Annotated in this window: 26 protein-coding genes; 17 read left to right on the top strand and 9 right to left on the bottom strand. The window is 62.6% G+C overall.

What is annotated here, in order from left to right:
* Positions 1-224: 224 nt before the first annotated feature.
* Together NF78_RS27390 and NF78_RS27385 are read right to left on the bottom strand one after the other, a co-directional pair.
* Positions 225-2180, bottom strand: a complete 1956-nt coding sequence (locus NF78_RS27390; RefSeq protein ID WP_035994708.1) for a DUF3685 domain-containing protein — start codon at positions 2178-2180, stop codon at positions 225-227.
* A complete protein-coding gene (locus NF78_RS27385; protein ID WP_156120002.1) occupies positions 2177-3997 on the bottom strand; it encodes a hypothetical protein in 1821 nt (606 codons plus the stop codon). Before NF78_RS27385 ends, NF78_RS27390 begins: the two co-directional genes overlap by 4 nt.
* A 222-nt stretch (positions 3998-4219) precedes the next feature.
* Between NF78_RS27385 and NF78_RS27380 the strand changes: the two genes are divergently transcribed.
* Together NF78_RS27380 and NF78_RS27375 are read left to right on the top strand one after the other, a co-directional pair.
* Positions 4220-4969 carry a pentapeptide repeat-containing protein gene (locus NF78_RS27380; RefSeq protein ID WP_052051067.1) on the top strand — a complete coding sequence of 250 codons (750 nt, stop codon included), beginning with the start codon at positions 4220-4222 and terminating at the stop codon, positions 4967-4969.
* 218 nt (positions 4970-5187) lie between these two features.
* Positions 5188-6297 (top strand): spermidine/putrescine ABC transporter substrate-binding protein, encoded by a 1110-nt coding sequence (locus tag NF78_RS27375; RefSeq protein WP_035994704.1) that lies wholly within the window; start codon positions 5188-5190, stop codon positions 6295-6297.
* Positions 6298-6369: 72 nt separating this feature from the next.
* On the opposite strand, the gene NF78_RS27370 is transcribed toward NF78_RS27375, so the two are convergent.
* Together NF78_RS27370 and NF78_RS27365 are read right to left on the bottom strand one after the other, a co-directional pair.
* A complete protein-coding gene (locus NF78_RS27370) occupies positions 6370-7722 on the bottom strand; it encodes an OB-fold nucleic acid binding domain-containing protein (protein ID WP_035994701.1) in 1353 nt (450 codons plus the stop codon).
* A gap of 43 nt (positions 7723-7765) precedes the next feature.
* Positions 7766-8509, bottom strand: a complete 744-nt coding sequence (locus NF78_RS27365) for a Uma2 family endonuclease (RefSeq protein WP_035994698.1) — start codon at positions 8507-8509, stop codon at positions 7766-7768.
* A 193-nt stretch (positions 8510-8702) separates the two neighbouring features.
* On the opposite strand from NF78_RS27365, the gene NF78_RS27360 reads away from it, so the two are divergent.
* The 6 genes from NF78_RS27360 to NF78_RS27335 all read left to right on the top strand — a co-directional run bounded on the left by NF78_RS27360 (position 8703) and on the right by NF78_RS27335 (position 13464).
* Positions 8703-9551, top strand: a complete 849-nt coding sequence (locus NF78_RS27360; protein WP_035994695.1) for a DUF6671 family protein — start codon at positions 8703-8705, stop codon at positions 9549-9551.
* 90 nt (positions 9552-9641) lie between these two features.
* Positions 9642-10121: a hypothetical protein gene (locus tag NF78_RS27355; RefSeq protein ID WP_035994693.1), complete on the top strand. Its 480-nt coding sequence runs from the start codon at positions 9642-9644 to the stop codon at positions 10119-10121.
* Between the two features lie 283 nt (positions 10122-10404).
* Positions 10405-11079 (top strand): hypothetical protein, encoded by a 675-nt coding sequence (locus tag NF78_RS27350; protein WP_035994690.1) that lies wholly within the window; start codon positions 10405-10407, stop codon positions 11077-11079.
* Positions 11080-11141: 62 nt separating this feature from the next.
* The gene (locus tag NF78_RS27345) at positions 11142-12026 is read left to right on the top strand and encodes a hypothetical protein (protein WP_035994687.1); all 885 of its coding nucleotides are present in this window, start codon (positions 11142-11144) and stop codon (positions 12024-12026) included.
* Between the two features lie 16 nt (positions 12027-12042).
* Positions 12043-12681: a hypothetical protein gene (locus NF78_RS27340; protein ID WP_156120001.1), complete on the top strand. Its 639-nt coding sequence runs from the start codon at positions 12043-12045 to the stop codon at positions 12679-12681.
* A 144-nt stretch (positions 12682-12825) separates the two neighbouring features.
* The gene (locus NF78_RS27335; RefSeq protein ID WP_072016295.1) at positions 12826-13464 is read left to right on the top strand and encodes a LexA family protein; all 639 of its coding nucleotides are present in this window, start codon (positions 12826-12828) and stop codon (positions 13462-13464) included.
* Between the two features lie 37 nt (positions 13465-13501).
* Here NF78_RS27335 and NF78_RS27330 read toward each other — a convergent pair whose 3' ends face one another.
* From NF78_RS27330 to NF78_RS27315, 4 genes are all read right to left on the bottom strand, one after another.
* Positions 13502-15190 (bottom strand): alpha/beta hydrolase, encoded by a 1689-nt coding sequence (locus NF78_RS27330; protein WP_035994684.1) that lies wholly within the window; start codon positions 15188-15190, stop codon positions 13502-13504.
* Between the two features lie 95 nt (positions 15191-15285).
* A complete protein-coding gene (locus NF78_RS27325; RefSeq protein ID WP_035994681.1) occupies positions 15286-16317 on the bottom strand; it encodes a hypothetical protein in 1032 nt (343 codons plus the stop codon).
* Positions 16318-16400: 83 nt separating this feature from the next.
* Positions 16401-16805, bottom strand: a complete 405-nt coding sequence (locus NF78_RS27320) for a VOC family protein (protein ID WP_225885441.1) — start codon at positions 16803-16805, stop codon at positions 16401-16403.
* Positions 16806-16820: 15 nt separating this feature from the next.
* On the bottom strand, positions 16821-18503 hold the full coding sequence (locus tag NF78_RS27315; protein WP_035994678.1) for a DUF6930 domain-containing protein: 1683 nt from the start codon (positions 18501-18503) through the stop codon (positions 16821-16823).
* Positions 18504-18890: 387 nt separating this feature from the next.
* Between NF78_RS27315 and NF78_RS27310 the strand changes: the two genes are divergently transcribed.
* Both NF78_RS27310 and NF78_RS27305 read left to right on the top strand, forming a co-directional pair.
* Entirely contained in the window at positions 18891-19247 is a 357-nt protein-coding gene (locus NF78_RS27310) for a HesB/IscA family protein (RefSeq protein ID WP_035994675.1), read from the top strand.
* 132 nt (positions 19248-19379) lie between these two features.
* Entirely contained in the window at positions 19380-19796 is a 417-nt protein-coding gene (locus NF78_RS27305; protein WP_035994673.1) for a tetratricopeptide repeat protein, read from the top strand.
* 22 nt (positions 19797-19818) lie between these two features.
* Here the strand turns inward: NF78_RS27305 and NF78_RS27300 are convergent, their stop codons facing one another.
* Entirely contained in the window at positions 19819-20490 is a 672-nt protein-coding gene (locus NF78_RS27300; RefSeq protein ID WP_081973022.1) for a DUF305 domain-containing protein, read from the bottom strand.
* Between the two features lie 80 nt (positions 20491-20570).
* Here NF78_RS27300 and NF78_RS31660 point away from each other — a divergent pair, with 80 nt between their 5' ends.
* From NF78_RS31660 to NF78_RS27265, 7 genes are all read left to right on the top strand, one after another.
* Entirely contained in the window at positions 20571-20741 is a 171-nt protein-coding gene (locus NF78_RS31660) for a hypothetical protein (protein WP_156120000.1), read from the top strand.
* A gap of 50 nt (positions 20742-20791) precedes the next feature.
* Positions 20792-21106 carry a hypothetical protein gene (locus tag NF78_RS27295; protein WP_035994670.1) on the top strand — a complete coding sequence of 105 codons (315 nt, stop codon included), beginning with the start codon at positions 20792-20794 and terminating at the stop codon, positions 21104-21106.
* A gap of 85 nt (positions 21107-21191) precedes the next feature.
* On the top strand, positions 21192-21446 hold the full coding sequence (locus NF78_RS27290; protein ID WP_052051065.1) for an addiction module protein: 255 nt from the start codon (positions 21192-21194) through the stop codon (positions 21444-21446).
* A gap of 19 nt (positions 21447-21465) precedes the next feature.
* Positions 21466-21696: a DUF433 domain-containing protein gene (locus NF78_RS27285; RefSeq protein WP_035994667.1), complete on the top strand. Its 231-nt coding sequence runs from the start codon at positions 21466-21468 to the stop codon at positions 21694-21696.
* Complete coding sequence (locus NF78_RS27280; protein WP_035994664.1) at positions 21693-22052, top strand: DUF5615 family PIN-like protein; 360 nt, start codon at positions 21693-21695, stop codon at positions 22050-22052. The genes NF78_RS27285 and NF78_RS27280 overlap by 4 nt, the downstream gene beginning before the upstream one ends.
* A gap of 50 nt (positions 22053-22102) precedes the next feature.
* Positions 22103-25141: a CHAT domain-containing protein gene (locus NF78_RS28685; protein ID WP_052051064.1), complete on the top strand. Its 3039-nt coding sequence runs from the start codon at positions 22103-22105 to the stop codon at positions 25139-25141.
* The gene (locus tag NF78_RS27265) at positions 25128-25850 is read left to right on the top strand and encodes a hypothetical protein (RefSeq protein ID WP_035994656.1); all 723 of its coding nucleotides are present in this window, start codon (positions 25128-25130) and stop codon (positions 25848-25850) included. The genes NF78_RS28685 and NF78_RS27265 overlap by 14 nt, the downstream gene beginning before the upstream one ends.
* Positions 25851-25852 lie beyond the last annotated feature (2 nt).

Here is a 25852-nt window from a genome sequence, read left to right as displayed (position 1 = left end):
ATAGACTCAGTTGACAGGTTGATCAAAGGTCTAATCCCTATCGTGATGGCTCTCCCTGGGCCGCTAACGACCGTAAACCATTATGACAAGGCCGATAGGTTGGTAGGGAACCCCCAACCGGAACCACTGGTATCCCAACTCCAACCGGCGCTGCCCATCTGCTGATTGTCCCAAAAAAGAACGTTTTTTCGTGATCCCTGGGGGCGATTCCTGGACCCCAGGCGCTAGTCTCGCAGGTCACTATCCTGGCGATCGCGGCGGTAGCGGGGGTCGCGCCAGGCCCCGCCTACGCCGCGCAAAATGCCGCGCCCAATCAGTCCAATGCCCCGCCCGATCACGTCGGTGAGGACGTAGACAATGCCGCTGCCCACCAGCGATACCGTCGAGCGAAACCGGGGGGCGATCGCGTCGCGGGCCTCCACCGCCAGGGTGACCGCCCGCTGCACCCCCGACAGCTGCTCCAGTTCGTCGCGCCGGGGCGAGTAAATGGTCTCGCTCTGGAGGCCGCGCTCGGTGAGCACAAACAGGCGGTGCTGGCTTTCAAAAATGGCCTTGGGCTCGTTGATCAGCCCGTCCCAACGGTAGCGCCAGGACAGATCGTTGCGGAAGCGCTCGATGTCGCGGCTGGTGATCAGGCGGCGGTGGTAGAGGTTTTTCTTCAACAGTTCCACGTCGGCAAAGTGGTTGAGCACCGGCTGCACCACGGCATTGGCCAGCTGAATCAGCAGATGCTCCAGCAGGATCTGGCTGCGGGCCATGGCATCGGGGCTGGCGGCTTCGTAGATGCCCCCGTCCACCATCAGCGATTCGTTAAACAGCAGGTGCCCCAGCAGCTCGGGCACCAGGGGGATGCGATCGAGAATGGCGGCCTTCACCACCGGGGCCTCCCCCACCAGGGTCGGCACCACCGGCTGCTCCAGGTTGCCCACCTGGAGGGTGTAGTAGCGGCCAAAGAAGTCGGTGATGGTGGCCTGCCACAGATCCTGCAGCACCAGGGAACTCTTTTCGCCCAGCTGACCGGGCAGCACTCCGGCCTGACGCAGGCTGTCGAGGCTGTCTTCGACCTTGCGCAGCACCAGGTAAAATAGCTCCCGCTTCTTGTCGTCGCGCAAAATGTCGGTTTCCAGGGGAATTCCGCTGGTGTTGTTGAGCTGCCCCTGAAATTTTTTAAATACCTGCTCAAAGATCAGGGTGGCCAGGTCGCTCTGGTTGAGGGCAAGGCGGTCGGCGGTCGCCACCGCCAGGGCGTCCTCCTGGGGACCTGCCGCTTGCTGGGGGGGGCGGGCCAGGCGGGGGGGAGCGGCGGTGGACACCAGCCCGTCCCGGCGCATCTCGGTTCCAGGAAGGTCGCCTTGCCCTGGCCTCGCCGCCGTCCGCTCGGTTTCGCCGGGGGTGGCCAGCAACCTGCACATCAGCCAGCGGGCCGCCCGCAGCTCTCGGTAGCGCCCCGACAGCACGGCCTCCTCCAGCAGCGTCCCTCGCCCCCGCCGCTGTTCAGCTTCAATCTGGGCCATGGCCGCCTCAATTTGCCGCACTGACGATCGCCTGAGGTTGAGGCGCAGGGCCACGAGGGCATTGCGCGATCGCAAGGCGCCGGGGTCGGGTCGCTCAGTCAGGGTCACCCTGGGCGAGAGCTCGGGGGCTGGGCCGGGGGCAGTGGGCAGTGGGTCGGGCTGGGCAGGCTGAGGGGGCGACCCCAACTGCTGAATCAAAGCCCCCAGCTCGGCGACGGCCAGGCTGCGGGGGGCAAAGCCGTCGGCACCCATCTGGCGGGCGGCGGCCTCCAGCACTGGCTCGGCCTGGGCGCTGAGCACCAGCACGGGCAGGGTGGGGTAGCGGGCCTTGATGTCGGCACAGAGCTGTAATCCGGGCAGCTGGTCGGGTTGCCCCGCCCCCAGGCCCAGATCGAGAATTACCAGGTCGAGGTCGGGGCGGGGTGGGTCGGCCTGGTCCCAGGCCTCGGCCCAGGCCGGGGGCGGTTCGGGTGCCCAGCCCTCGGCGGGGGAAGCCTCGCGCTCGGCGGGATCGGTGCGGCTGGTCAAAATGGCCAAGGTATCGTCAGCCCGGGTGGCCTCGGCCACAACGCTGTACCCGGCAGTTTGCTCCAGCCAGATCCGCAGGCCCAGGCGAAAGACCGGGTCTTCGTCTACCAGCATCAGGCGCAGGGGAGCAGTTGTCATTCTGACTCAGTCGTTGCGGAACTTCCCCCACCGGGCACCGGGCGACCCTCTGCCTCCCAGATCGACCAGATGTAGGCCCGCTCGGCCTTCCAGAGGGCGATCGCGGTTCTGGCCTCGCCGGAGAGGGCCCGCCCTGGGGCAATCTGGCCAGCCAGGTTGATCGCCGCCGTCAGGCTGCCGCCGTAGGCTAGCTCCTTAGCCCGATCCAGAATCGGCTTGTCTTCGGCGATTTGAATCGAGGCGGTCCACTCCTGCACCAGCCCCTGGGCGCGGCTGTGGAGGGCCCGGCCGGGGGCGATTTTGTTGGCCTCGGCGATCGCCTCGCTGAGCTGATCCTGCTCGGCCAGGGCCACCGCCGCATCGAGGATGGGGCGGTCCTCGATCACCTGAATCTCCTGCTGCCACTCGGCGATCAGGGTTTGGGCCTCCACCCGCAGGGCGCGACCGATCTCCACGGCGGCGGCCCTGGCGATCGCGGTTTCGAGCGCGGGAATGGTGCCGGGGCGAGCCAGGCGGCGGGCCTCGGTGAGAATGGGGCGATCGGCGATGCGCTGCAGGTTGGCCTGCCACTGGGCTACCAGGGTCTGGCCCTGGATGCGCCGGGGGCGATCGATCGCAACCAGCTGGGCCTGGTGCATGGCCCACTGGTAGGTGATTCGCTGACCCAACCGGGCCACCCGATCGCTAAACGTCAGCCGCCTCAAATCCTCTAGCTGTTCGCTCAGCTGCTCCCTTGATGCCTCTGATGCCAGATCGCTCGTCCCGTAGGGACTGGTTGTCGGGAGCCGATCGACGGCGCTGAGCGCCGCCATCAGCCCAAACAGCTGGCCGTAGCGGGGGACCAGCCCTTCGCCGCTGGGTTCGGCCTGCTGGGCCAGAACCTGGGCGTGGCTCAGGGCCAGCAGCTCCTGGGCGGCAGGCAGCAGGTCCGGGCTGGGGGGCACCACGCGGGCCAGCTCCATGGCGCTGTCGCGGTTGCCCACCTGCCAGCGCTGAAGGGCAACATCCAGCACGGTTTTGCTCCAGGCGTCGATGTCCTTTTCGGCCGCGGGCCACACCTGGCTGCGCAGATCGATGGCGCGGGCCAGATCCACCGCCTGGCGCAGGTTCTCGATCTGGTTGGTGTTCGCCAGGTCGCGGGCCTGCAGCAGCTGGTCCCAGGCCCGCTGCTCAATCAAAAACTGCTGCTGCCAGAACACGTAGCGAGTGGTGCGCCAGTAGTCGCTCTTGAGGGATTTAAACGCCTGCAGGTGGGTTTTAGCCAGTTCCCAATCGCTGGCCGCCAGGGCGGGTTTGAGCTCAGCCTCGATCGCCCGTCCCTGCTCCCAATCCTGCCGCCACTCAAAAATCACCGCCTGGGCCGGTTTGCGCAGGGGCGTATTGAGGGGAATCTTTTCCGCCAGATCGACCGCTGCCTCCAGCTTGCCCGCCTGCGCCCAGCGGTTGGCCAGCACCAAAATTTGCTCCGAGGCATCCTTCAGGACATCCTGGGCCTCGTCGTACTTGGAGTGGGTTCTGGGCCAGTTGGCGGTCAGCAGCACCGACTGCACCAGGCTGTTGGGTTCCCCCGTGCGGGCCTGGGCTTCGGCACAGAACAGCAGGTCACTCTCCGAGTGAAAGGGGGTAATTTGATCGCAGTCGGGCAGGGGCGGAATGCGGGTCAGCCACATCAGAGCCCAACCGCAGAAAACCCCCGACCCAGTCAGCAACAGCAGCCACAGGGTCAGCCAAAACCATTCCCAGGGCTTGACCTGGCGGTTCGGTTTAGGCCGCTGCCGACGCGAACTCAAGGGTGAAGAGGCCGGTGTAGATGCCATGACGTCGAACTACCGAGAGCGAGCTGTAGAATCTAGACTGTCAGGACGACATGGGTTGGCCTGCATCGGCTCAAACCGCCGCTGAAAGCAGAGATGCTGACACATTGTAGAAGCAATCGATAGACTTGAACCCTAGATTTTAGGCCTATTTTTTTGAGGAGGAATAGCACCGGTATGGCGGACGGCAGCAACAACCCCTTGAGCAGTTGGCCCCCCAGGGCTATGCCAGTGAAACATTGGCCCTGGCGGGCGATCGCCCTGACGGCCCTGCTGGGGCTGGCGGTTACGCCAGTGGTCGCCAGCGATCAGCTGCGGCAGGTTTTAATCAGTCGTCGCTGTGTGGGCTGTAACCTCAGTGGTATGGTGCTGGCCGGGGCCAATCTAGAAGACGCTGACTTGACCGGGGCCAACCTGGCCGGGGCCAACCTCAGCCAGGCCCGCCTACCCCGCGCTCAGTTGCCCCAGGCCGACCTGCGCCAGGCCAATCTCAGCCAGGCCGTAATCAGCCAGGCCAACCTGTCGGAGGCTGATCTGGCCGGGGCTAACCTGGACCGAGCGACCCTCACCGGTAGCCGTTTGGTCAATGTCCACGCGCCCGGGGTCAACCTGGCGAATGCTGAAGCCCGCAACAGCAACTGGTCCGGCAGCGACCTCAGCGACAGCCGCATGGATGGCGCCTCCCTGGCCCAGGCGGGCTTGGCCCAGGCCAATCTGAGCCGCGTTACCCTGACCGAGGGTCGCCTTTACCGCGCCAATTTGATCGGAGCCCGGCTGGAGGAGGCCGACTTTACCGGGGCCGACCTGCGGCAGGTGCTGATTCGAGATGCCCTGGTCACCGGTGCCAACTTCACCGACGCCGATCTGCTGGGGGCCAATGTCGCTCGCACCGACTTCAGCACCGCCCGGTTCTGCAACACCCGCATGGCCAACGGCGAGATCGACAACCGGGACTGCCCGACACCCAGCCCCTAGGAGCTGTCATCAATTAGTCGCCACCGTAGCCACTGTAGGGTGGGCACTGCCCACCGCAAGGGAAACGTTTGCTGGAAGTTGCCCTTGCCTTGACCCGCAGATGAGGGTGCCAAGGTCACAGGTCAACATTACAGGACGTTTGCGGAGGGATCTAATGCGGTGACCTGAGCCGTTGGGATTAGACTTTATCCCAGTAACTAGCGGTCCTTGAGGGAAGCATGCCTCCACATTTGCGTCCACATTCCCTGTCCCGGCGGCGATTTTTGCAGGGGTCGACGGCGGCAGCCGCGGCGGTAACCCTGGCCAACTGCCAGCGATCGCGGCCCAACTCAACCCAGTCCAGCCCTGGGTCAACGGGGCCACTGCACATTTACACCTGGGCCGACTACGCCGACAGCGAGGTGTTCGATCGCTTTACCCAGGCCACGGGCATCCCCATCGTGGTGCAAACCTACGACTCCAACGAGCTGATGCTGACCAAAATGCAGGCCGGCGGTGGGCAGCAGTTCAGCATTCTGTACCCCTCCGACTACATGGTGCAGCAGATGGTTGAGCTGGGGCTTTTGGCCGAGCTGGACCACAGTCGGCTCAGGGGGCTGGAGGACCTGCGCGGCCCCTGGCAAAACCCGGCCTACGACCCCAACAACGCCCACAGCGTGCCGCTGAGCTGGGGCACCACCGGCCTGATCTACGACACCACCCAGCTGGCCACGCCCCCCACCGACTGGGACTACCTGTGGGAGCAGCAGGCGATGCTGGCGGGCAGACTTACCCTGCTCGACGACCTGCGGGAGACTCTGGGGGCCAGCCTGGCCTCCCTGGGCTATTCCTACAACGCCACCGAGCCCCAGCAGATCGGGGCGGCCTTTGAGCGGCTGCGGGCGCTGAAGCCTGCGATCGCGCAGTTTCTTAGCTTTGGCTGGGAAGACCAGCTGGTCACGGGGGATCTGAGCCTCTGCATGACCTACTCGCACCTGGGCAATGTTCTGCCCGCCGAGCACCCCAACCTGCGCTACGTCATCCCCGCCTCGGGCAGCTCCCTGTGGACCGATACGATGGTGATTCCCAGGGATGCGCCCCACCCAGAGGCGGCCTACGCCTGGCTCAACTTCATGCTGGAGCCCGAAAATGCGGCCCACGCGGTGGAACGACTGCGCTTTGCCACCCCCAGCCAAACGGCTTTTGCCCTGCTGCCCCCCGAACTGCAAGAGAGCGAAACCCTGTTCCCGCCCGAGTCGGTGCTGGCGAACTGCGAGGGCATTGCCCCCCTGGATGCCGCCACGGCTGAGCTGTTCGATCGCTACTGGACGGAGCTGACCAGCGCCTAGCGCCTGTGATCAGGTTGATGGGTACGGGCTTCGCCCTTTGCCCGTCCCAGGTTTAGTCACTACCCACTTACCTCAGGCGCTGATTAAGGGCGTGGCCCGGGCCTGAAAGTTGGCGCTCATCAGGGCCGCTACGGCTGCCTCGGGGTCTTTGACCCGAAACTGCGCCCCCAGCCGCACAAACTGGCGCTGCTGGTTGGCCCCAATTACCGCAATCACCGGCACCCGCGCGTACTTGGGGTCGTCGCCCTGGTTGTTGCGAATCACGTTGCGAAGGCGGTGCTGCTGCTCGATGTCGCCCGCCAGGCGCGGGTCTAGCTCCACCATCACCATCCGCACGTCTTCGACGGGTTCGGCGTCGTCGATGATGAACTGGACGCGATCGTCGCGGCGATCGACCTTGCCCCAGATCATCAGCCGCCGGTCGGCGGCAATGTGCTGACCGATGCGCTCAAAGGATTTGGGGAAGACCACCGCCTCGGACTGCCCCGTCAAATCTTCGAGCTGCACGATCGCCATTCGGTCGCCCTTCTTGGTCACCACCGGCTTGACGCTGGCCAGAATCACGATCGCGCTCAGGGTGACGTTGTCGGGCTGCTCGTGCAGCTCCGCCAGGTTGATGGGGGCCAGCACCCGCGCCTGTCGCTGTACCGACTTGAGCGGGTGGTCAGAGATGTAGAAGCCCAGCAGTTCTTTTTCCTGGCGCAGCTTTTCCTGGGCCTCAAAATCGGCCACCGGAGGCGCTTTGGGCGCGGTTTCGTAACCCGCTGTGGGGGATGCGGCCTGACTGTCGCCACCGCCCAGCATCATGTCGAACAGGTTGCCCTGGCCAATCTCGCGATCCTTGGCCCGCCCCTGGGCCCACTCGATCACCAGGGGCAGATCCTGCATCAGCTGGTTGCGGTTGGGGTCGATGGGGTCGAGGGCTCCACTGAGAATCAGCGATTCCAGGGCGCGGCGGTTGACGGCGTGCAGATCGACGCGATCGCAAAGCTCCGCCAGCGACTTAAACGGCCCCTCCTCTTCGCGGTGCCTGAGAATGCACTCGATCGCCCCCAGACCCACGTTGCGAACCGCCGAGAGGCCAAACAAAATGCTCTTGCCCTCGGGGGTGAAATCGACCAGCGATCGGTTGATATCGGGGGGCAGCACCTCAATGCCCATGGCGATGCAGTTGGCGATGTGCATCTGCACCTTGTCCTGGTCGCCGCTGTTGGAGGTCAGCAGCGCCGCCATGTACTCCACGGGGTAGTTGGCCTTCAGGTAGGCGGTCTGAAAGGTGACAAACCCGTAGGCGGTGGAGTGGGACTTGTTAAAGCAGTTGGCGGCCACCGGACCGTCGGCCAGCAAAAAGTTGTGGTCGCGGGCCACCCCAATGTCGTAGACGGGCTGCACACCCAGCGATTGACGACTGACGATTTTGACCACGGCTTATCCCTTAGATAACAACTGCGCTCCGCCCCCTGGGGAACTAGGCGTCTGGCTCCACCCCCAGGGCCCTCAGCTGCGCCGCTAGACGCTCGGCCCGCTGGGCTTCCTGCTCCGCCCGCTGGGCTTCCTGCTCGGCGGGAGTGAGAACCCACTGCTGGTCGCGATTATACCAGCGCAACCAGAGACGGTGGATGCCCTGGTAGGTTCCTTCCCAGAGGCCCAGGCCCAGCTCAGCGTCCTCAAACCATACCCCCAGCCCCTCCAGGGGAATCGGCTGGTAGCGGGTCATCATCAACCCGAAGGCCTGTAGCTCGTCAGTGTAGCGGTTAAAGACGATGTAGTAGGGAATTCTCAAAATTTGCTCATAGACGGTCCACTTGTTGGGTGGTTTGCTGGCGTCGCGCAGGGTGCGGCCCAGGTCTTCGGCTTCGGTGCCGGGTGAGATCAGCTCGACGACCACAAACGGGGTCACCCCTTCCTGCCAGGTGACGTAGCTCAGGCGCAGGTCCCGTTCTTCGTAGAGGCGAGGCACCCCCAGCACGCCAAACCAGTCAGGGCGCTTGTACCACTGCACGTGGCTGGCGTCGTAATAGAGGTTGAGGTCGCTGGCCGAAAAGACGTGGTCGGCGGCGTAGGTCGGGGGACGGAAGGTCAACCGCAATAGCTCCGGCTGGAGCAGGTGAAACTCATCGGGCAAACCAGGGTCCTCCGGGTGCTCGCTGGGGAGGTCGTACATGGTGGGCAGGGTGGCTTTGGCCGGCTGCGGCGGGTCGGTTTGATACATAATGCCGATACCAGGATTGCGGACAGGGGGCTTCCCCTATTATCTCGGTTAAGCGGGGAACAGGGATTGATTCGCTCAGGGGAGGCCTGAATCTCCAGGGCCAGGGCTGGTGAACCCGGCGCTGGGTGGCGTTGTTGGGTGGCGGCTAACGCGGTTCGAGACTTAAATTGTGCTGAGGAGGAGGGCAATAGCCGTGGCTGAGCTGGACCTATTTGCTGGACGGGTGGCGGTGTTGGCCACCATGCACCGCAAGGAGCAGGCGATCGCGCCCCGGCTCGAAACCCACCTGGGGGTCAGGGTCAGCGTACCCTCTGGGTTTAACACCGACGCCTTTGGCACCTTTACCAACGACATTCAGCGCCCTGCCGATCAGCTCAACACCGCCCGGCTCAAGGCCGAGGCCGCCCTGCGACACACGGGCGAGACCCTCGCCATCGCCAGTGAGGGCAGCTTTGGGCCGCACCCGCAAATTCCCTTTGTGCCCTGCGATCGCGAGCTGGTGCTGCTGTGCGATCGCGAGCACCAGCTGGAAATTGTCGGCGAAGCGCTGACCACTACCACCAACTACCGCCACCAGACCGTCCGCAGCCCCGCCGAAGCCCTCACCTTTGCCGAGGCGGTCAGCTTTCCCAGCCACGGCCTGGTGGTCAAAACCGAGCCGGCCGGCATCATTGTGGCCAAGGGGATTACCAGTGTTGCCGAGCTGGTGGCCGCCGTCGAGCAGGCCCTGGACCAGTCGCCCACCGCCCACCTCGAAACCGACATGCGCGCCCTCTACAACCCCACCCGCATGCAGGCGATCGCCCAGGCGACCGACGATCTGCTGCGCGCGATCGCCCAGACCTGCCCCACCTGTCACTACCCCGGCTTTGCCGTGGTCAAACGGTTTCCCGGACGACCCTGCGGCCTGTGCGGCACCCCCACCCTGCTCACCCTTTCGGTGCTGTACCAGTGCCAGCACTGCCAGCTTCAGCAAACCGCCCCCGCCCCCGATGCTCCCCTCACCGCCGATCCCAGCCAGTGCCCCTACTGCAATCCCTAGGGTCGCCTTGGGCAAATCCGCCGTCTTAGGGGTTTCTTATCGTTGTTGCTTACGCTATTCATGCAATCAATGCCCTCTTGTGAGTCAGCCATGAGCAACTACACTCCCGCCGAGCTTCAGGCCGTGGTCAAAGCCCCCATGATGGTCGGGCTATCGGTGGCCCTCGTGGACATCGGTATTGTGTCTACGGCGATGGAGGCGGCCGCCATGTCGAAGCAAATTGCCGCAGCCGCCGAAAAATACCCCGCCAATGCCATTATTCAGGCCGCCTTTTCCGAGGCGGCACTCAAGCGCGACGAGGCCAAACTCGAGAAGCCCGACATTAAGCCCGAGGACGTGCAGTCGGGGGCCATGGTTGACCACGCGATCGCCGATATTGCCGCCGCTCTGACCGCGGTGGCAGGTAAGGCTAGCGAGGCCGAAATCGCTGAGTACAAGCAGTTCATCTACGACTGCGGTGTGGCCGTGGCTGCAGCCGCCGGGGAAGGGCTGTTTGGCCTGGGCCGCAGCAAGATCAGCACCGCCGAAGCCGCTACCCTGGCCCGTTTCAAAGTCGCTTTGGGGCTTTAGGCTTGCTGCCCCTGGGGAAAAGCCCTGGCCTACCATCCCTCAAGGGAGGTAGGCAGAAACCTCGAGCAGCCAGAATTCACCCCCTGGGTCAAGCCGTGCACTGTGCACCGTCCGCCCTTCCCCTTCCCCCCAAATACCTTCTTGCCAAAGATAATTTTTGCTTACCGAAGCCTTATGTTTCTATGCCACGGTCGAGAATAGTCCCTGAAGCTGGCCATGGGACACCCTGTGGCCGATTTTATCGATGAGTTCGCCCACGACATTGCCTTTGGAGGAGAGTGTTATGAGTTTTACCCGCTGGTTGCGTCGGTTGGCCCCCCTGATGGTGTGCCTGGTGCTGCTGGTTACCGCCTGTTCATCCGCCCCGTCCAAATACGACCAGGTGCAAAAAGACACCACGGGTTTCAGGGCTCCGGCGGCGGTGGACAAAAAGGCGGAAAAGGGGGGCACCTTCAACCAGTTTTTCCCCGGCGATCAGGGTAACTACAGCGTCATTCCCTACCAGGAGAAGAAGGGGTTCGCCGAGTACAAGCTGGAACAGGGCGGCAAAACCCTGGCCATGCTCACCATTAGCGACACCACCGGCATTCCAGGGTCCGCCGAGAAGTACAGCGCCGCTGCGGAATCGGTCAATGGGTTTCCCGCGGTGGATCAGGGCAGCACCGCCACCGGCGTCCTGGTAAATGGTCGCTACCAGGTCAAGGTGCTCTCCCGCGACCCCTCCTTTACCAAGGCAGACCGGGTGGCCTGGCTGCAAAAGTTTGATCTTCAGGGGCTGGCCCAGCTCAAGGGAGCGATTACCCCGGCGACTAAGCCCACCAAGACCCTGCCCAAGACGCCCAGCGCCGCTGCCCCCCCGGTTACTCCCGAACCGGCTCCGGCAGGGGCTCAACCCGGCTTTAAGCTGCCCAGGGTGCAGCTTCCGGGCCTGTCGCCCAGTCTCCAGCCCGCCTCCTAGGCGGCAGTCCCAGGCAGTGATGACATCCACAGCACAATAAGGGCAGACCTAAGGAGTAAGTTGTGAGCAAAAAAATCTACGAAATTGTGGACAAGCTCCCCACTGGGGGCCTGACCGTGCGGGCACTGAAAACCCTCGACACCTTTGTGCCCGGTCAGTGGAACAACCTGGTCGGCTTTGACAACACGATCAAAACCGTGACCGGCGAAACCGACGAGGCCATGGTGCAGGCGATTGGCGAACGGGCGATCGCCCTGTTCAACGACAAAAAGCAGGGCTACCAGAGCGCCCTCTGGCTCTACGAAACCGTTGATTCCGCCTCGGGGCTGCTGGGGGCGGCGGCGCTGGCCAACCGCATCGGCCAGGATACCTTTTTGGGCTTTCTCAAGAACCTCTCCCCCAAGCCCGAAAAAGCGCAGACCATCGACCTGGTGGTGAAGCTGGTGGCCGAGGTGGTCGCCTTCTGCAAAATCAGCGGCATCCCCGGCGACAGCCTGGGGGACTTTCTGTCCGCCCTGGGTGACTACAGCAGCGAGTCGCTGATTCGGATGGCGGCCCTGGTCAGCTTCGACGGCATTATTCCCCTGGGGGCCGACTTTTCCACCAAGGCGCTCAACGCTATCAAGGGCATGGGGCCAGCCGACCTGGACGGCAACCAGACCTTTAAGGGGGTTAAGGACGAAATTCCCGGCGGCAACGACAGGGCCAAGCTCGCCTTCATGACCGAGAGCTTTGAGTCCACCAAGGGCTGGATGGATCGCTTTGTCCGCGACCACAACATCACCCAGAGCGGCCTGGTCGACAACCTGGGCGGCTTCATTGAGGGCTCCAAGAGCAAGCTCGACTACCTGGGCGCATTCCTCGACATGTCGGTGAAGTACTACGAGCACACCGGCACCCAGACCCTGGCCCGCCGCCTGGTCGAACGGGCGATCGCCGAAATTTAGCCCCCTTGGAAACTGTATGGACACAAACCGCATGGATACCTACTTCAAAGTCCTCCAGCGTCTGGTGAGCGGCTGCTTGACGGTGCTGTTGCTCTTGACCCTGACGGTCTGGGGCGGCGAGGCCCAGGCCAGCACCCTGGGGGACGACCTGGCCTCGGCGGGCCAGAGCTACCTGTCCTCGGTGCTGAAGGACTACGCCAAGGAGTCGCAGGATACCTACGGCAACTCCCTGAAGAAAGCCCAGAAGCTGGTCAATGGCCTGGCCGAAGATTTGGAGAAAGCCGCGGACCCCGACGTGAAAGTGAGCGATCGCGCCGCTCTCCTCACCAGCGTCAATCAGTCGGAGGCCTCCCTGGGCGATCTGGCCGCTTCTTTCAGCGATCTGGCTACCGACAGCGAAGCCTTTGAGCAGCGGCTGCAGGGGGCGATCGAAGACCTGCTCCAGCGGGTCAAGGGCGACCTGCACACCCAGCTCAGCCAGAACGAGGACACCTACAAGGCGATCGCCGCCACCCTGAGCGACCTGGCCACCAGCGCCGGACAGATCGATGCCGACAACCTGCGCGATCAACTGGAGGGCGTCAGCGACAACATCCTGTCTCTCAATACCGCCTTCGACCTCGGCAGCCAATCGCTCAAGGCATTGGCCAAGTAACGCCAATTGTTCAACGACTCAGGCCCGGCTGAACTGGTCAGCCGGGCTTTTGTTGTATGGCCGCCACGAGTTCTCCGTACAGATGAACCTATTGATACATCGCCTACTGAGTGGTAAATTAATACAAATGTATTAGTTAAACCCATGGTTCTTTTACCGTCTGAACGCCGCCTATACGATGGCCTGAGGCAATGGATTCATCTACACGGCTATGCCCCCACAATTCGAGAGATGAAAACGATGTTGCAAGAATCGTCTAGCTCCTTTGTGCAAGATTTGCTGGACAGGTTGCAGCAGAAGGGATTTATTGACAGGCAGCAGGGTTTAGCACGGGCCATTCGCCTGCTATACGGCGAGCTTCCCCTGAAGGGAATCATTCAGGCCGGCTATCTCACCGAGCACCCCGAACGATATTTTGAGCAGGTGCGTCTGGACGGCAACCGCTATAAACCGAGTGATTACGCTCTCTCAGTCCGTGGTGACAGCATGGCAAACGCCCAAATTTATGACGGTGATATTGTAGTCATTCACCCCACAGAGGACCTCTGGGCCATTCGCCCAGGCCGGATTGGCGTGATCTGGATCGCAGGGGAAGGCACCACCCTCAAGCATGTTTACTACGGTGAAGGCGACACCCAGATCACGCTGCGGCCAGCTAACCCGGCCCACCCTACGCGCACGTTAGACCGCGCCCAGGTAGGGGTTCAGGGCGTGATGGTGGGGCAGCACCGCAACGACAATGGCCTATGGGTTGCGGTAGAGCCTGTTCGACATCAGGGATAGCTGAAGGGGCAGGAGTTTTCCGCCAACCCGCCCAAGGCTACCCACCGGGCTGCAGGTTAGGTAGGCCTAGGGGTTCCAGGAAGTTTTCCAGCGGTTCTACCAGCCCCCGTTCAACGTCAAGCCCCGCATTGACCATAAACAGCTGAAAGGGCTCGCTCTGGCTGAGGTAGGCGGCATAGCCCGATCGCAGGTAGAGGCTGTACTCCGGGCGGCGGGCCACGTAGCGACCAACAAAGGCCAGTCCCAGGGCATTCAGGTAGCGATCGACGACTTCGGGCTCGGCCAGGGTGAGACCGGGCAGGGTGGTCAGCAGGTGGGAGAGACCGGCGTCGAGGGCCGACAGATCCACGTGGGCCTGCCCTTCGATCAGCGCCAGCGATCGCTGCTCGGTGGTGTACCAGGGAAAGGTGCGAAACTGCTCAAACACCGCCGGAGTAGCCGGGTCGTGGCTACCGGCGATGACCATCACCGGCACCGCCACTGCCGCCAGCCCCTCTGGGCCAAACACACTGCTGTTGACCGGGTTGACCAGCAGCACCGAGTTGATGCGCGGATCTCGAAAGCGGTAGGGCTGCCGGGGCAGGTCCAGGGCCTGGCACTGCAGCAGCAGCGAAATATTGAGGTGAATGAGGCTGCGGTTGCACGCCGACTCCAGGTGGTCAAAGCTGATCTCGGCCCCCGCCACCGCCAGGGCGGTGTAGCCCCCCAGGGAGTGACCCCCAACCCCCACCTGCTCCAGGTTGAGCCGCCCCTCAAACTCGGTGGCGTTGAGCTGCTCTAGCTGGTCGAGCACAAAGCTGATGTCGAGGGGGCGATGGATAAATTCTTGCAAATCAAACACGTCAGAGCTGAGGCCAGCCTGAAACTCCGCCACCTGCCGGGTATCGCTGCCCGGATGCTGGGGCAGCACCACCACAATGCCGTGGGAGGCGAGGTGGCTGGCCCACCGGTGCCGGGACTCGGGGCTGGCGCTCAACCCGTGGGAAAACACCATTACCGGGGCCTGCCCCCGCCACTGCCGGGGGCGCACCACATCCATGTAGAGCTGGCGCTGACGCTGGGTGTCGGTCAGGTTAAACCGCTGAATCTGCACCCTGGCAGAACCCGGGGCGGTCAAGTCCGCCAGGCGGGCATAGTCAATCGGCTGCTCCTGGGCGGTCCGCTGGGCCGTCAGAGCCCCCATCTGGGTCACAGAGTCGGTGGTGGCAAGGACGATGCGATCGACGGCATTGGCGACGGCCATGGCATCTTGCACATTGATCTGCATGTCCGTGGGCAGCGATCGCACCACATTGATGGCCGACAGCCCCTCCGGCGAAGTCGCCGCCTGAATCAGGGCTGCCCGCAGCGACAGCTTGCCGTTGTCGCCCACCCGGGTCCGCAAAATGCTGCCCACCTGTTCCAGCAGCTCTTCCCCCAGACTGGTGTAGAGAAAGCGCGACAGCAGCACCCCGTCTACCTCCAGGGGGCGATCGAGATTTTGCCGCAGCTGCTCAACCTCGACCTCGCTGAGCCCCACCAGGTTGACGTAAAAGGCCAGGTCGTCGGTGAGCTGCCCCGACTCAATCAAGGTTTCAAGCGAACGGGTCTGCACCGATCGCTCCACCGGGCCGTAGCGAAAGAAAATCGCCTCCGCTGCCTGCACCGGCAGCCCAGCCAGCAGCATTGCCCCCAGGCTCAGACCGCCCAGGACCAGCGCCCGCCCCCTCACCCGTTGCCCGGCCATTGCATTACTCCCAAAAGATTTCTACTCCGCTCCCCAAATCACGTTGAAGAGAACAGAAGCCACCCCGCGTCTACACCCACCTACGCACCCACTCCCTACTGCATCCGCCAATCGGCATCCAGCGATCTCAGCCGCCGCAGAACCACCATATTCGGCCCCACCACCGGGTTGCGGGCCACCACAGCCCCGTCGGGGTCACGCAGCTGCAGGGTGCCAAAATTTAGCCCCTGGGCCTGGGCAAAAATGTCCTGGGCCACCTCGTCCTGCTGGCTAGAGAGCAGCCCGTACCAGGCCTCAGCCACGTTGACCCCCAGCGTATTCTCCGGCAGGTTGACCTCCACCGACTGAATCAGCCCCGCCCCGTAGGAGCGGCTAATGTTGCTGACCCGGTTCTGGATGTCGGCGATCAGGCTCTGCTCGGGGGTGGGTTCCGCCCCCTGAGTCGGCTTTGGGGCTGGTTCTGGAGCCGCTTCTGGAGCAGTCCCTTCGCTCGCCTCACCGTAGGGCGAGGCTTCTGTCGCCGAGCTCGGTTCCTCGGCGGCTGGCAGGGTTGGGGCGGTGGCTACCCGCTCCCGCTGCCCCAACCCCAGCGGATTCCACAGGGCCAACAACAGCATCAGCAGGCCCAGGGCAATGGCGGTCAGCAGCCCGTCTGAGAGCTGGCGCTGCAAGTCGGGGGGCAGCTGCGATCGCACCCACCGCACCCCCTTTTTCCATAGCGTTGTCCCCTCGGCCAGCAGCAGCAGCAGCTGATCGACTACGCCCAGTTCCTTGGGCTGGTAGGGAACGCCTGTATCGGCCCAGACATCCTCGGCGGGAGCCGCCGCACGCTGGGGAGTAGAGGCCCTGGTCGTCGGGCGCTGACCCCGGTCCGAACCTCGATCTAAATAGGCGGGTTGGGGGTCGGGGGTGGGCACCGGCAGCGGATCTTCGACATTCTCCAGGTCGCTGTCGGTCCAGGGGGCCGGGTCGGGGCGGACGGGGCGATCGGGGCCAGTCTTAGCATTCTCCAGATCGGTCCCGGCATCGACTGGGAACGCCATACCATCATCCGCTTCCTCGGCATCCGGGTGGCGCGGGGGCGGAATCGGCGGAATTTCTGCGGGAAAGTTGGGGTCTTGGGTCATGGGTTAGCCCACCTGGCCACGATTGCCATACGCTGCGGAACAGTCCCGTTGGGGCCTATCCCTCTCAATACTGCCACGTTTCCTCAAAATCTTTGGGTAGAACTCTGGTGCAGAATCAGGCGGTTGCCATCGGGGTCGTAGGCGTAGACCTCGCGCCCGTGGGAGGCGGTCATGACTGGGCCGGGGGGCGGATAGCCCAGCTCGGTCAGGTGAGCGATCGCCGCCGCCAGATCCACCACCTCCAGGCAGAGACTGAACCCGCCGCTGGTGGGATCCTGAAATTGAGCAGTCTGGTCGGCTTTGGGCTTAAAAATCGCCAGCCTCAGCCCCGGCAGCTGAAACTCCCCATAGCGATCGCGCTGGTAGGGACGGGCCTCCTGGTCCAGCAGGGCGCTGTAGAAGGCGACGAGGGGTTCAAACCGCTCGCTGGCCAGGGCCACAAAGGCACCGCTACAGCCCAGGGATCCACCGCCTGCAGCACCGCCCACAGCCCGCTCCGCCCCCTAATCCAGCTCCCACTCCGCCGCGTACTGAAGCATCAGCGGCGGCAGGTTCAACTCTTTGGGGGTTTTGCAGCGGGCCTCAAACACCGCCAGAATGTCCTTCATGGCGGGGTTGCCCTTGCTGTTGCCGGTAATGCCGCTGGCGATGATCACGGCGCAGGCCCCGTTACAGTCGTGCTGCCAGGTATTCCAGCGCTCCAGCAGACGGCGATCGGTACTGCCGGTGGTTTCGTACTCGGCGAACAGGTGCAGCTCGCCGTCGCCGGTTTGCAGCAGCCCCAGCTCAAAGGCTTCGCCGCTGAAGGGGTCACTGCCGGGGTTAAAGCACACCGCCTGCACCCCCTGGGCCTGCTGCAGCTGCTGAATCAGGGTTTTGGCCTTGGGCCGCGAGGTCTGAATCAGCACCACGGGCAAGTCAGGCCCGTCGGCGGTTCCCTTGAGAATCTTGAGGGTGCCCTGGGACTGAAAGGTCACCGCCGGGTCGTGGCGCAGGTTGTCGAGCAGCTGCTGTCGAAACTGGGTCAGGATGATGATTGCCCCTTCGGGTACGTAGTCGTCGCGCAGCACGGGGAAATTGACCAGTCCGGTGGGGCCGCTGGCTCCGTCCAGGGCCTGGTCGGTCTCGGCCATCAGTTCTTCGGTGACATCGGGCAGGGTTCTGACCGTCACCTTCAGCGGCAAGGCGCTGCCGTTACGCTCCGGGTTGGGAATTTTGTAGCTGCCCTTGAGGGCTTTGAGGGGGGGCTTTTCGAGCTGGGCCCGGTAACGGCTGACAAAGCGCTGAATCGCCTCCATCGCCACCAAAAAGGTGGCCCCCTCTTCGTCGGCGAGCTGGCTGCGCATGCCCTCCAGGGGGTGAATGCTGCCAAAGTCGGGCTGTACGGCTTCGGGGGCATTGCCCAACCAGCTCGCGGGCTGCAACCCATCGCCAAAGGGCTCGTCGTCAAACAGCTCAAAGTTGAGAAACAGGCAGTCCTGCTCTAAAAACGCCTCCTGCATCTGCTTGGACGACTGCTGCCCCATCAGCACCCGCTGCCGAAACTGCTTCAGCGAGTCGAGGGAGCGGTACATCAGCAGACCGTACTCCACGCCGCCCATGCCCAGCATCGACACGTAGAGGGTGTCAATGTCCCAGGCATTCAGCTCGACCGCCAGCACCTGCTGCTCGTTGAGGGTGTTCCAGGGGGCCAGCTCCCAAATTTCCATGGCCTTGTCGATCATGGCCTCGGCGTAGCGGGGGGGCAGCTCGGCCTCGGCCATCTCGGCGGACTGCTGGAGGGCGTTAAACAGTTCGTCAATCAGGGGCAGCTCGGGGGCGTAGTCGATCGCGATGTCGAGCCCCTGCAGGGCACCGCGCAGGTAAAACTGAATTTCGCGATCGCTGACCACAATCTTTTGGGGCCGGGCCGGGGGCAGGTTGCCCTGGGGCGACTCGATCGCCTGAAGCAGCGTCCGGACCACCGGTTCGTAGCCGCTGCTGCTGGGCACAATGGTCAGCCCCCGCACCGCCCCGTGGCTGCTGTCCACCCAGAGAATGCAGTCGCTGGTTTCGCTGTGGCGCTGGCGCAGGCCGCCTTCGTCATCCATGAACCCGCCGACCGAACGGCGATCGCCCTCCCAAACGCTGGCCACGCGAGGCAGCCGCTTGAGGCGATCTAGGGTGATGCGGTTCAGTCGGGTCATGGGCTAAGAGTAACAAGGGCGGAGGGAAATTGGCGTGAAAGTCTGGGAAGCCAGAGGCCCAGGGAAAACGGGTGGGGTGCCTCGGCTCGCTCAAGCCATTAGCTGTGGCCAGCATAGCCAAGTTTAGTAGCCAAACGCCCACTCTGCCCGCTGGCCTGGGGCGATCGCCGCCTGCACGCCGCAGGTATCGGCCTAACAGCGCCGGCGCTGAGACAGCCCCGCGCCCCCCCGGGCGGCTGCTATAAACTATAGAAATTCTTGGCGGCAACGGCTAAGTCCAGGGCGCGAAAGTGTTAGATTTCAAAACAATTTGGCCGCTCCCGTTCTGGTTGGGGGTGAGTCTGTTTATCATTAGAGATGTTGTTGTCCTAAAACTACAAGGTTGCAATGGCCCAAGCCACTGAACAAACCCGAGGCATTTTAATGTCAGAGACGGCCCTGCGGCACGTCAAGGCACTCCAGGAATCCCAGGGCAATAAAGCACTCTGCCTGCGGGTGGGGGTACGCCAGGGGGGGTGCTCTGGCATGTCCTACACCATGGATTTTGAAGATCCAACCAACATCAACGAGCACGACGAAGTTTACGACTACGACGGCTTCCAGGTGATCTGCGACAAAAAGAGCCTGCTGTACCTCTACGGCCTCATGCTCGACTACAGCGACGCCCTAATCGGCGGCGGCTTCCAGTTCACCAACCCCAACGCTGTGCAGACCTGCGGCTGCGGCAAATCCTTCGGCGCGTAGTTGCGGCCTGCGGTACACGGTACATGGTGCACGGTTTGCCATAGACCGCAGATCGTACACCTTGTACCCTCCTATTTCCCGCCTGGCCACCATTCGTGGTTAGCTAGATGTTGGCCCAGACATTGACCGACCATGACCCAAACTGTAGAAGCCCTGTTTGATGAGGGCATTGAGCGCTACAAAAAAGGCGAAGACCCCACCGAACTGATTTCGGTCTTTAAAGAGGTGTGCGATCGCGCCCCCAAGAGCAGCGCCGCCTGGGCCTGCCTGGCCTGGCTCTACCTGCTCACCGACAAACCTAACGCTGGCCTCAAGGCAGCCCAAAAATCGGTCAAGCTCAACCCCCAGGACCCCCAAGGACGGGTCAACCTGGCGGTGGCTATGCTAGACGCGGGCAAACCCGGCGTGCGCGAGCATGTCGAAATCGCCAGCCAGGTCATGGCTGTGGCCGATGACCTGCGCACCGAAGTGATGCAGAGCATTGACGACGGTCTCTCCCGCAAACCCGACTGGAAGAACCTGGCCCGCGTCAAGCAGTGGCTGGAGTAGTCAGTTGTCACTAAATTAAAGCCTACTGCCCGTACCAGGCCTGCCGCCACTGCTCCATCTGGTCGATCTCCGCCTGCTGGGAGCTAATGATGTCGTCGACCAGGGCCAGCAGTTCGGGCCGGGTGCTCTTTTGTTGCAGGTCTGCCGCCATATCCACCGCTCCCACATGGTGGGGGATCATGGCGTTGATAAAGCGCAGGTCAAACTCGTCGTCGGCCCCACCCAGGTCCACATCCATCCGCATGGCGGCGATCATTTCCTTGGTCATAGGCATGTCATGGTTCATGGCGGCGTGGTAGGCGATCGGCTCGGCAGGGGCGTCGGGATACCAGGCGGCGCGCCACTGCTGCATCTGGGCAATTTCCGCATCCTGGGCAGCAATGATCTCCTCCGCCAGTTGGCGGATTTCGGGCCGCTGGGAGTGCTGGAGGGCGGCTTCGGCCATGGTTACAGCCCCCTCGTGGTGGGGGATCATGGCGTCGATGAAGCGCAGGTCGTAGGTGGCATCGGCGGGGCCGAGATCCATGGCGTGGTCGTGGCCCCCATGGGCGTCGCCGTGCATCGTGGCGTGGTGGTCGTGGTGGCCCCCCTGGAGGTCGCTTTGCTGCGCGTCTCTGGAACCGCCAGCGCAGGCCGCCAGGGGCACCAGGGCCGCCAGGGCCAGCACCGATGCCAGGGTTCGGTTGGTTGCCATGGGTCGCTCTCCTTCTGCGTTCTCTACCCTAGGGTAAACACTCCAGTGGAGTGTAGGGTCAAGGGCGCGACAGGCGAAGGATGGGCAAAGCTTGCGTGCCCATGGGGCGATCGCATCTGGTGCCCTCTACCCTGGAGGCTGTGCATGGTGAGCTGAATCGGGTCATTACCCAATACTCGACGGTGGCATTGTCGAAGGCGTTTGTCGTGGTGACAAAGGATGGACACCGCTTTAGAACGCTAGCTGCTTAAATTAAATTGGCCCAGCGCTTCTTTTATCCTGCTGCCTTCATCCTTTCTCCATGCTGCACCGACGCTGGCAATGGCTTCGGCACCTGTGGCAGCGGTGGTTTGCCCCGCCTGCCCCGCCGCCCCCGCCACCGCTGGATGACACGGGCTACGAGTTTTTGTTTATGCGGGCGATAGATGGCCTGGCGGAGGGATGGGGTGAGGTCCAGGTGTTGGCTCACCTGGGGGAGCGGGTGCATGACCGCCGCTTTGCGGACTGGCTGCGGCGGTTTGGCTATACGCACCTGCTGAAGTCGCTAGAGCCAAATCGGAAGCTAGGGGCGCAAATGGTGCGGTTGGGGAAGACGGACTACTCTGCTGTGTATTAATAGGCATTCTAGTTCTCGACGGCTTTAGGTAGTGTGCCTTAGGCTAGAGTGGGTAAGACGCACAACCCCTACTGTGTACTGACCAATGGGCAATCATCCTCTCCTGAAGCTCGATATCTCGGAACTCAGCATTGCTGAGCGTATCCAACTGGCTGAAGACCTTTGGGACAGCATTCTGGACAATTCAGAAGAGTTAGTGTTAAGCGAGGCTCAAGAGCAAGAGTTGGATCGGCGGTTAGGGCAGTATCAACAAGACCCAACTGCTGGTTCAACCTGGGAAGAAGTGAAACAACGCTTGGGTTTGCCGATCGCATCTAGCTGGCTGAAAACGTTGTTCTAATCAAGGAGCCTAGGGCGATATGGATAGAATTTCAGTTGATCCTCAAATTCATTTTGGTAAGCCCTGTGTAGCGGGGACTCGCATTACCGTGCAAAACGTTCTAGAGCTTTTGACCGAAGGGCTTTCTTTCGAGGAGATTACCGCCGACTACTATCCAGAGTTATCGGCTGAAGATATTCAAGCCTGTTTGCGCTACGCTATTGCTCTGATTGCGGCTGAGGACATAAACCTTGTACCGGCTGCGATATGAGATTTTTGCTAGATCAGGATGTCTACGCCAAGACAGAGCGATTTTTGCGAGACGAGGGACACGACCTAGTTCGTGTGGCAGAACTGGGTATGTCCCAGGCCAAAGATGAGGCAATACTCAGCACAGCTCAGGCGCAGGAAAGAATTTTGATCACTCGTGATCGAGACTATGGCAATTTGGTTTTTGTACGATCGCTCGGTACAGGGGTAATTTATCTGCGAATGGTGCCCTCTACCCTGGAGGCTGTGCATGGTGAGCTGAAGCGGGTCATTGCTCAATACTCGACGGTGGCATTGTCGAAGGCGTTTGTCGTGGTGACAAAGGATGGACACCGCTTTAGGACGCTAGCTGCTTAAATTAAACTGGCTTAGCGCTTCTGTTATCCTTCTGCCTTCACTCTTTCTCCATGCTGCATCGACTCTGGCAATGGCTTCGGCGGCGGTGGCGGCGGTGGTTTGCCCCGCCTGCCCCGCCCGCCCCGCCGCCCCTGCCCCCGCTGGATGACACGGGCTATGAGTTTTTGTGGATGCAGGCGATGGATGGTCTGGCGGCGGGGTGGGGCGAGGCCCAGGTGCTGGCCCACCTGGGGGATCGGGTGTATGATCGCCGCTTTGCGGACTGGCTGCGGCGGTTTGGCTATACGCGCCTGCTGAGGTCGCCGGAGCCCAACCGGGAACTGGCGGGGCGGATGGTGCGGCTGGGGGAGATGGGCTGTGGGGAGTTGGGGGTGCTGGCGGGGGCGATCGGGCGGGAGCTGCTGCGGGATAAGACTCCAGATGGTGAAAAACCGTTGTCAGATCAAGCAGTAATTGCCCAATCTTCTGCAAATGGGCCTCGATCTGTAGAGAATGCCCCAACAGGCGCTGAGCAAACCGCTGAAAAGTTAGTTAAAAAAGCTATTCAGACTTATCAAAACGGCGATATAGCTGGGGCAATGACTGCTATAGAACACACTACACAAGCTTTCCCAAACTACTATCAAGCCTGGGGAGTCAAGGGTGTTTTAATGTCTGCGGCTGGAGATATCAAGGGATCGATCATCTGCTACGATGCCGCCTTAGCCCTCAATCCCAGCGACCACAACGCGCTATCCAACAAAGGGAATGCGCTAACGGCCTTGGGCCAGCACGAGGCGGCGATCACCTGCTACGATGGCGCCTTAGCTCTTAATCCCAATAGACACGATACTTTATCTAACAAAGCAATTGCTCTGCATGCGCTGGGCCGATATGAGGCTATGATCGTTTGCCTTGATGCCGCCTTAGCCCTAAAAGCTGACGATCACGAAGCGCTCTCCAAGAAAGGGAATGCGCTGTATGCCCTGGGTCAGTATGAAAAAGCGATCAACTGCTGCAATGCTGCCCTAAACCTCAAACCCGACGCTTACGAAACGCTTTACAATAAGGGAGTTGCTCTGTGTGATTTGGGACGATTAGAAGGGTCGTTAGCGAGGCTATCTGAAGGAATCGCCTGCTACGATGCCGCGTTAACTATAAATCCCGACTTGTATCAAGCGCTTAACAACAAAGGAAATTCGCTGCTTTACTTTTTCCAGTACGAGACAGCGATCACGTGTTGCGATGCTGCATTAGCCATCAAACCCGACTATCACGAAGCCTGGATAAACCGAGGAAGTGCAGCCGGGGCGTCTGAGCGGTGCCACACCTCTGTGCGTCTGACTCTGCCAGCGACGCTGCAAGACCCTGCCCTCGACCAGCGGGGCTATCCAGGGCAGATTGCCGCCTACCAAATGGGGTTACGGCAGGTTAATCCCCTCCTAGACCCTCTGGGCTGGGGGGAGTTGCACCGAGTCATGGGGCGGGCCCACTTTTTTCACGGGCGCTTTACCGAGCAGGCCAACCACTTTTTTCGGCAGGCCATTGGCGAGTACAGCCAGGCGCTCGCCACACTCACGGCGGCGGCGTTTCCCCGGGAACATTTGCAGGTGCTGCAAGACGCCATTCGCGCCCACCTGGGTTTGGGCGATGCCGCCCAGGCGGCGCGGCTGCGGGAGCAGGGGCTAGCGGTCTTTCGCACCCTGCTCAACAGCCAAACCTCCCCCCGCCAGCGAGAGCAGCTAGAGCTACAGTTCTCCGGCTTTAGCCAACTGGCCGTAGACCTGCTGGTGCAGCAGGGCTCCACCGCCGCCGCCCTGGAGGCCGCCGATCGCTACAAAAACCGCACCCTCACCTGGCTGCTGGCTACCTGGCAAGACACCGTCCCCAGCCCCAGCGCAGCCGAGATTGCCGCCCTGGCCCACGGCTCCACTGCCTTGGTGCAGTGGCACCTCAGCCCCGATGCCCTCACCCGCTTTGTGGTGCTGCCCGGCCACCCAGAGCCATCCATCACCGCCTCAGTACAGACCTCCCAAAAATTAGAAACCTGGCTCAAAGCCTGGGATGCCGACTACACCGACTACCGCGCCAAGGGCAAAACCGTAGACGCCTGGCAGCGGCAGCAGCACCCCTGGCGACAAAACGTGCCGGGGCGGCTGGCCACCCTGCGGGAGATTCTAGACATCCCCGCCCTGGAGCAAACCCTGACCCAGGCGGGCATTACCCACCTGCGGCTGGTGCCCCACCGCCACCTGCATCGGCTGCCCCTGCCCAGCCTGTTCACCCCGCCCTTTACCATCACCCACCTGCCCAGTGCCCAGGTGGGGCTGGCCCTGGGGCAGCGGGCTCCCTTCTGGCCCGTCACTCCCCAAACGCCCCTGCTCAGCATCGAAGAACCCGCCAACGCCGAGCTGGCCCCCCTGGTGTTTGCCGAAATCGAGTCGGCGCTGATTGCCCAGGGCTTTGCCCAGGCCACCCGCATCGCCGCCGACGAGGCCACCCAGGCCAGGGTGACAGCAGCGCTGGAGGCGGGGGCTCCCCTGACCCACCTCACTGGGCACGGCTTCTTTGACGATCGCCAACCCCGCCAGTCGGCCCTGGCCCTGGCGGGCACCGACCAGCTCACCGTCGAGACCATCCGGAGCCTGAAACTTGGGGGCTGCGGCCTGGTCAGCCTGGCCGCCTGCGAAACAGCGGTGACGGGCACCGAGACCATCCAGGCCGAGTACGTGGGGCTGGCCAGCGCCTTTCTCAAAGCCGGAGCCAGCGCCGTGCTCAGCACCCTGTGGACGGTGGAGTCGGTGTCCAACGCCTGGTTGATGGTGTATTTCTACGAGCAGCTCTTGGCTGGGGCTTCCCCGGCGGTGGCGCTGCATCGAGCACAGACCTGGCTGCGCGGGGTCACCTATGCAGATCTAGCCACCTGGCTACAGACCCACCTCACTGCGGATCTTAAAGCCGCCGATGGCAGTGTTTACGATGCCCTGGCTATTGAAATTCAAGAACTCCAGACCAATGCCGATAGAGTAGGATTAAAACAAGATCCTTACAGCGACCCTTACTTTTGGGCAGCCTTTATTCTCAGCGGGTTCTGCGATGAAAGCCACTGATGCCCTCACCCTAGAAGCCTGCCTGATCGCCCTGGCCAAGCTCGAAACCGAGCTGCCCATCGAGTTGCACCAGCAGGTGCAGGCCCTCGGCCAGGCGCTAGAGGCCCACGATCCCAATGCCGTGAGTCAACTGCGCGAGTTAGTCACCCAGCACCCCGACCTGCACCAGCACTACGACATGGCCCGGCTCACCCTGCAAGAGCAGTACCGCAGCCAGGAGCGGGCCAAGGGCTGGCAGCCCGGCCCCCATGGAGCCAGCAGCACCGCTGCTCTGGCTCTGGAGCAGGTGGCGGTGCCCATCCTCAGCGCCGACGACTTTCGCAGTGCGGCCCAGCGGGTGCTGAGGGGGCAGGGGGGCCATCAGCCGGAACTACAGCCATTTTTGCGATCGCTCCAGCGCACCGTGGCCACCCTCGACCCCCTCTCCGTGCTGCTGATGAAGGAGCTAGAGCGCAGGCCCGCCACCCTCGAAAACCTCTCCTACGGGCTCAATCTGGGGCTCGACCAGGTGCGGAAGCTGTGCAATCGACTGCGCACCAGCGGCTACGTTAGCCCGCTGACCAGCGGCTTTTTGACCATGGTGCTGCCGCTGGTTGGGATATACCCCCACAAATCGGCCCCGCTCGATGACCAAACCTTTCTCACCCTCACCGCCAAGGGCTATTTCAAACTCAACCCCGTGATTGAGTTCCACCGCGACCAGGCTTGATG

The sequence above is a fragment of the Leptolyngbya sp. KIOST-1 genome, assembly GCF_000763385.1.
In the GTDB taxonomy this organism is placed as follows: domain Bacteria; phylum Cyanobacteriota; class Cyanobacteriia; order Phormidesmidales; family Phormidesmidaceae; genus Nodosilinea.
The sequence above is the reverse complement of the archived record's forward strand: the minus strand, read 5'-3'. Positions and strand labels throughout refer to the sequence as shown.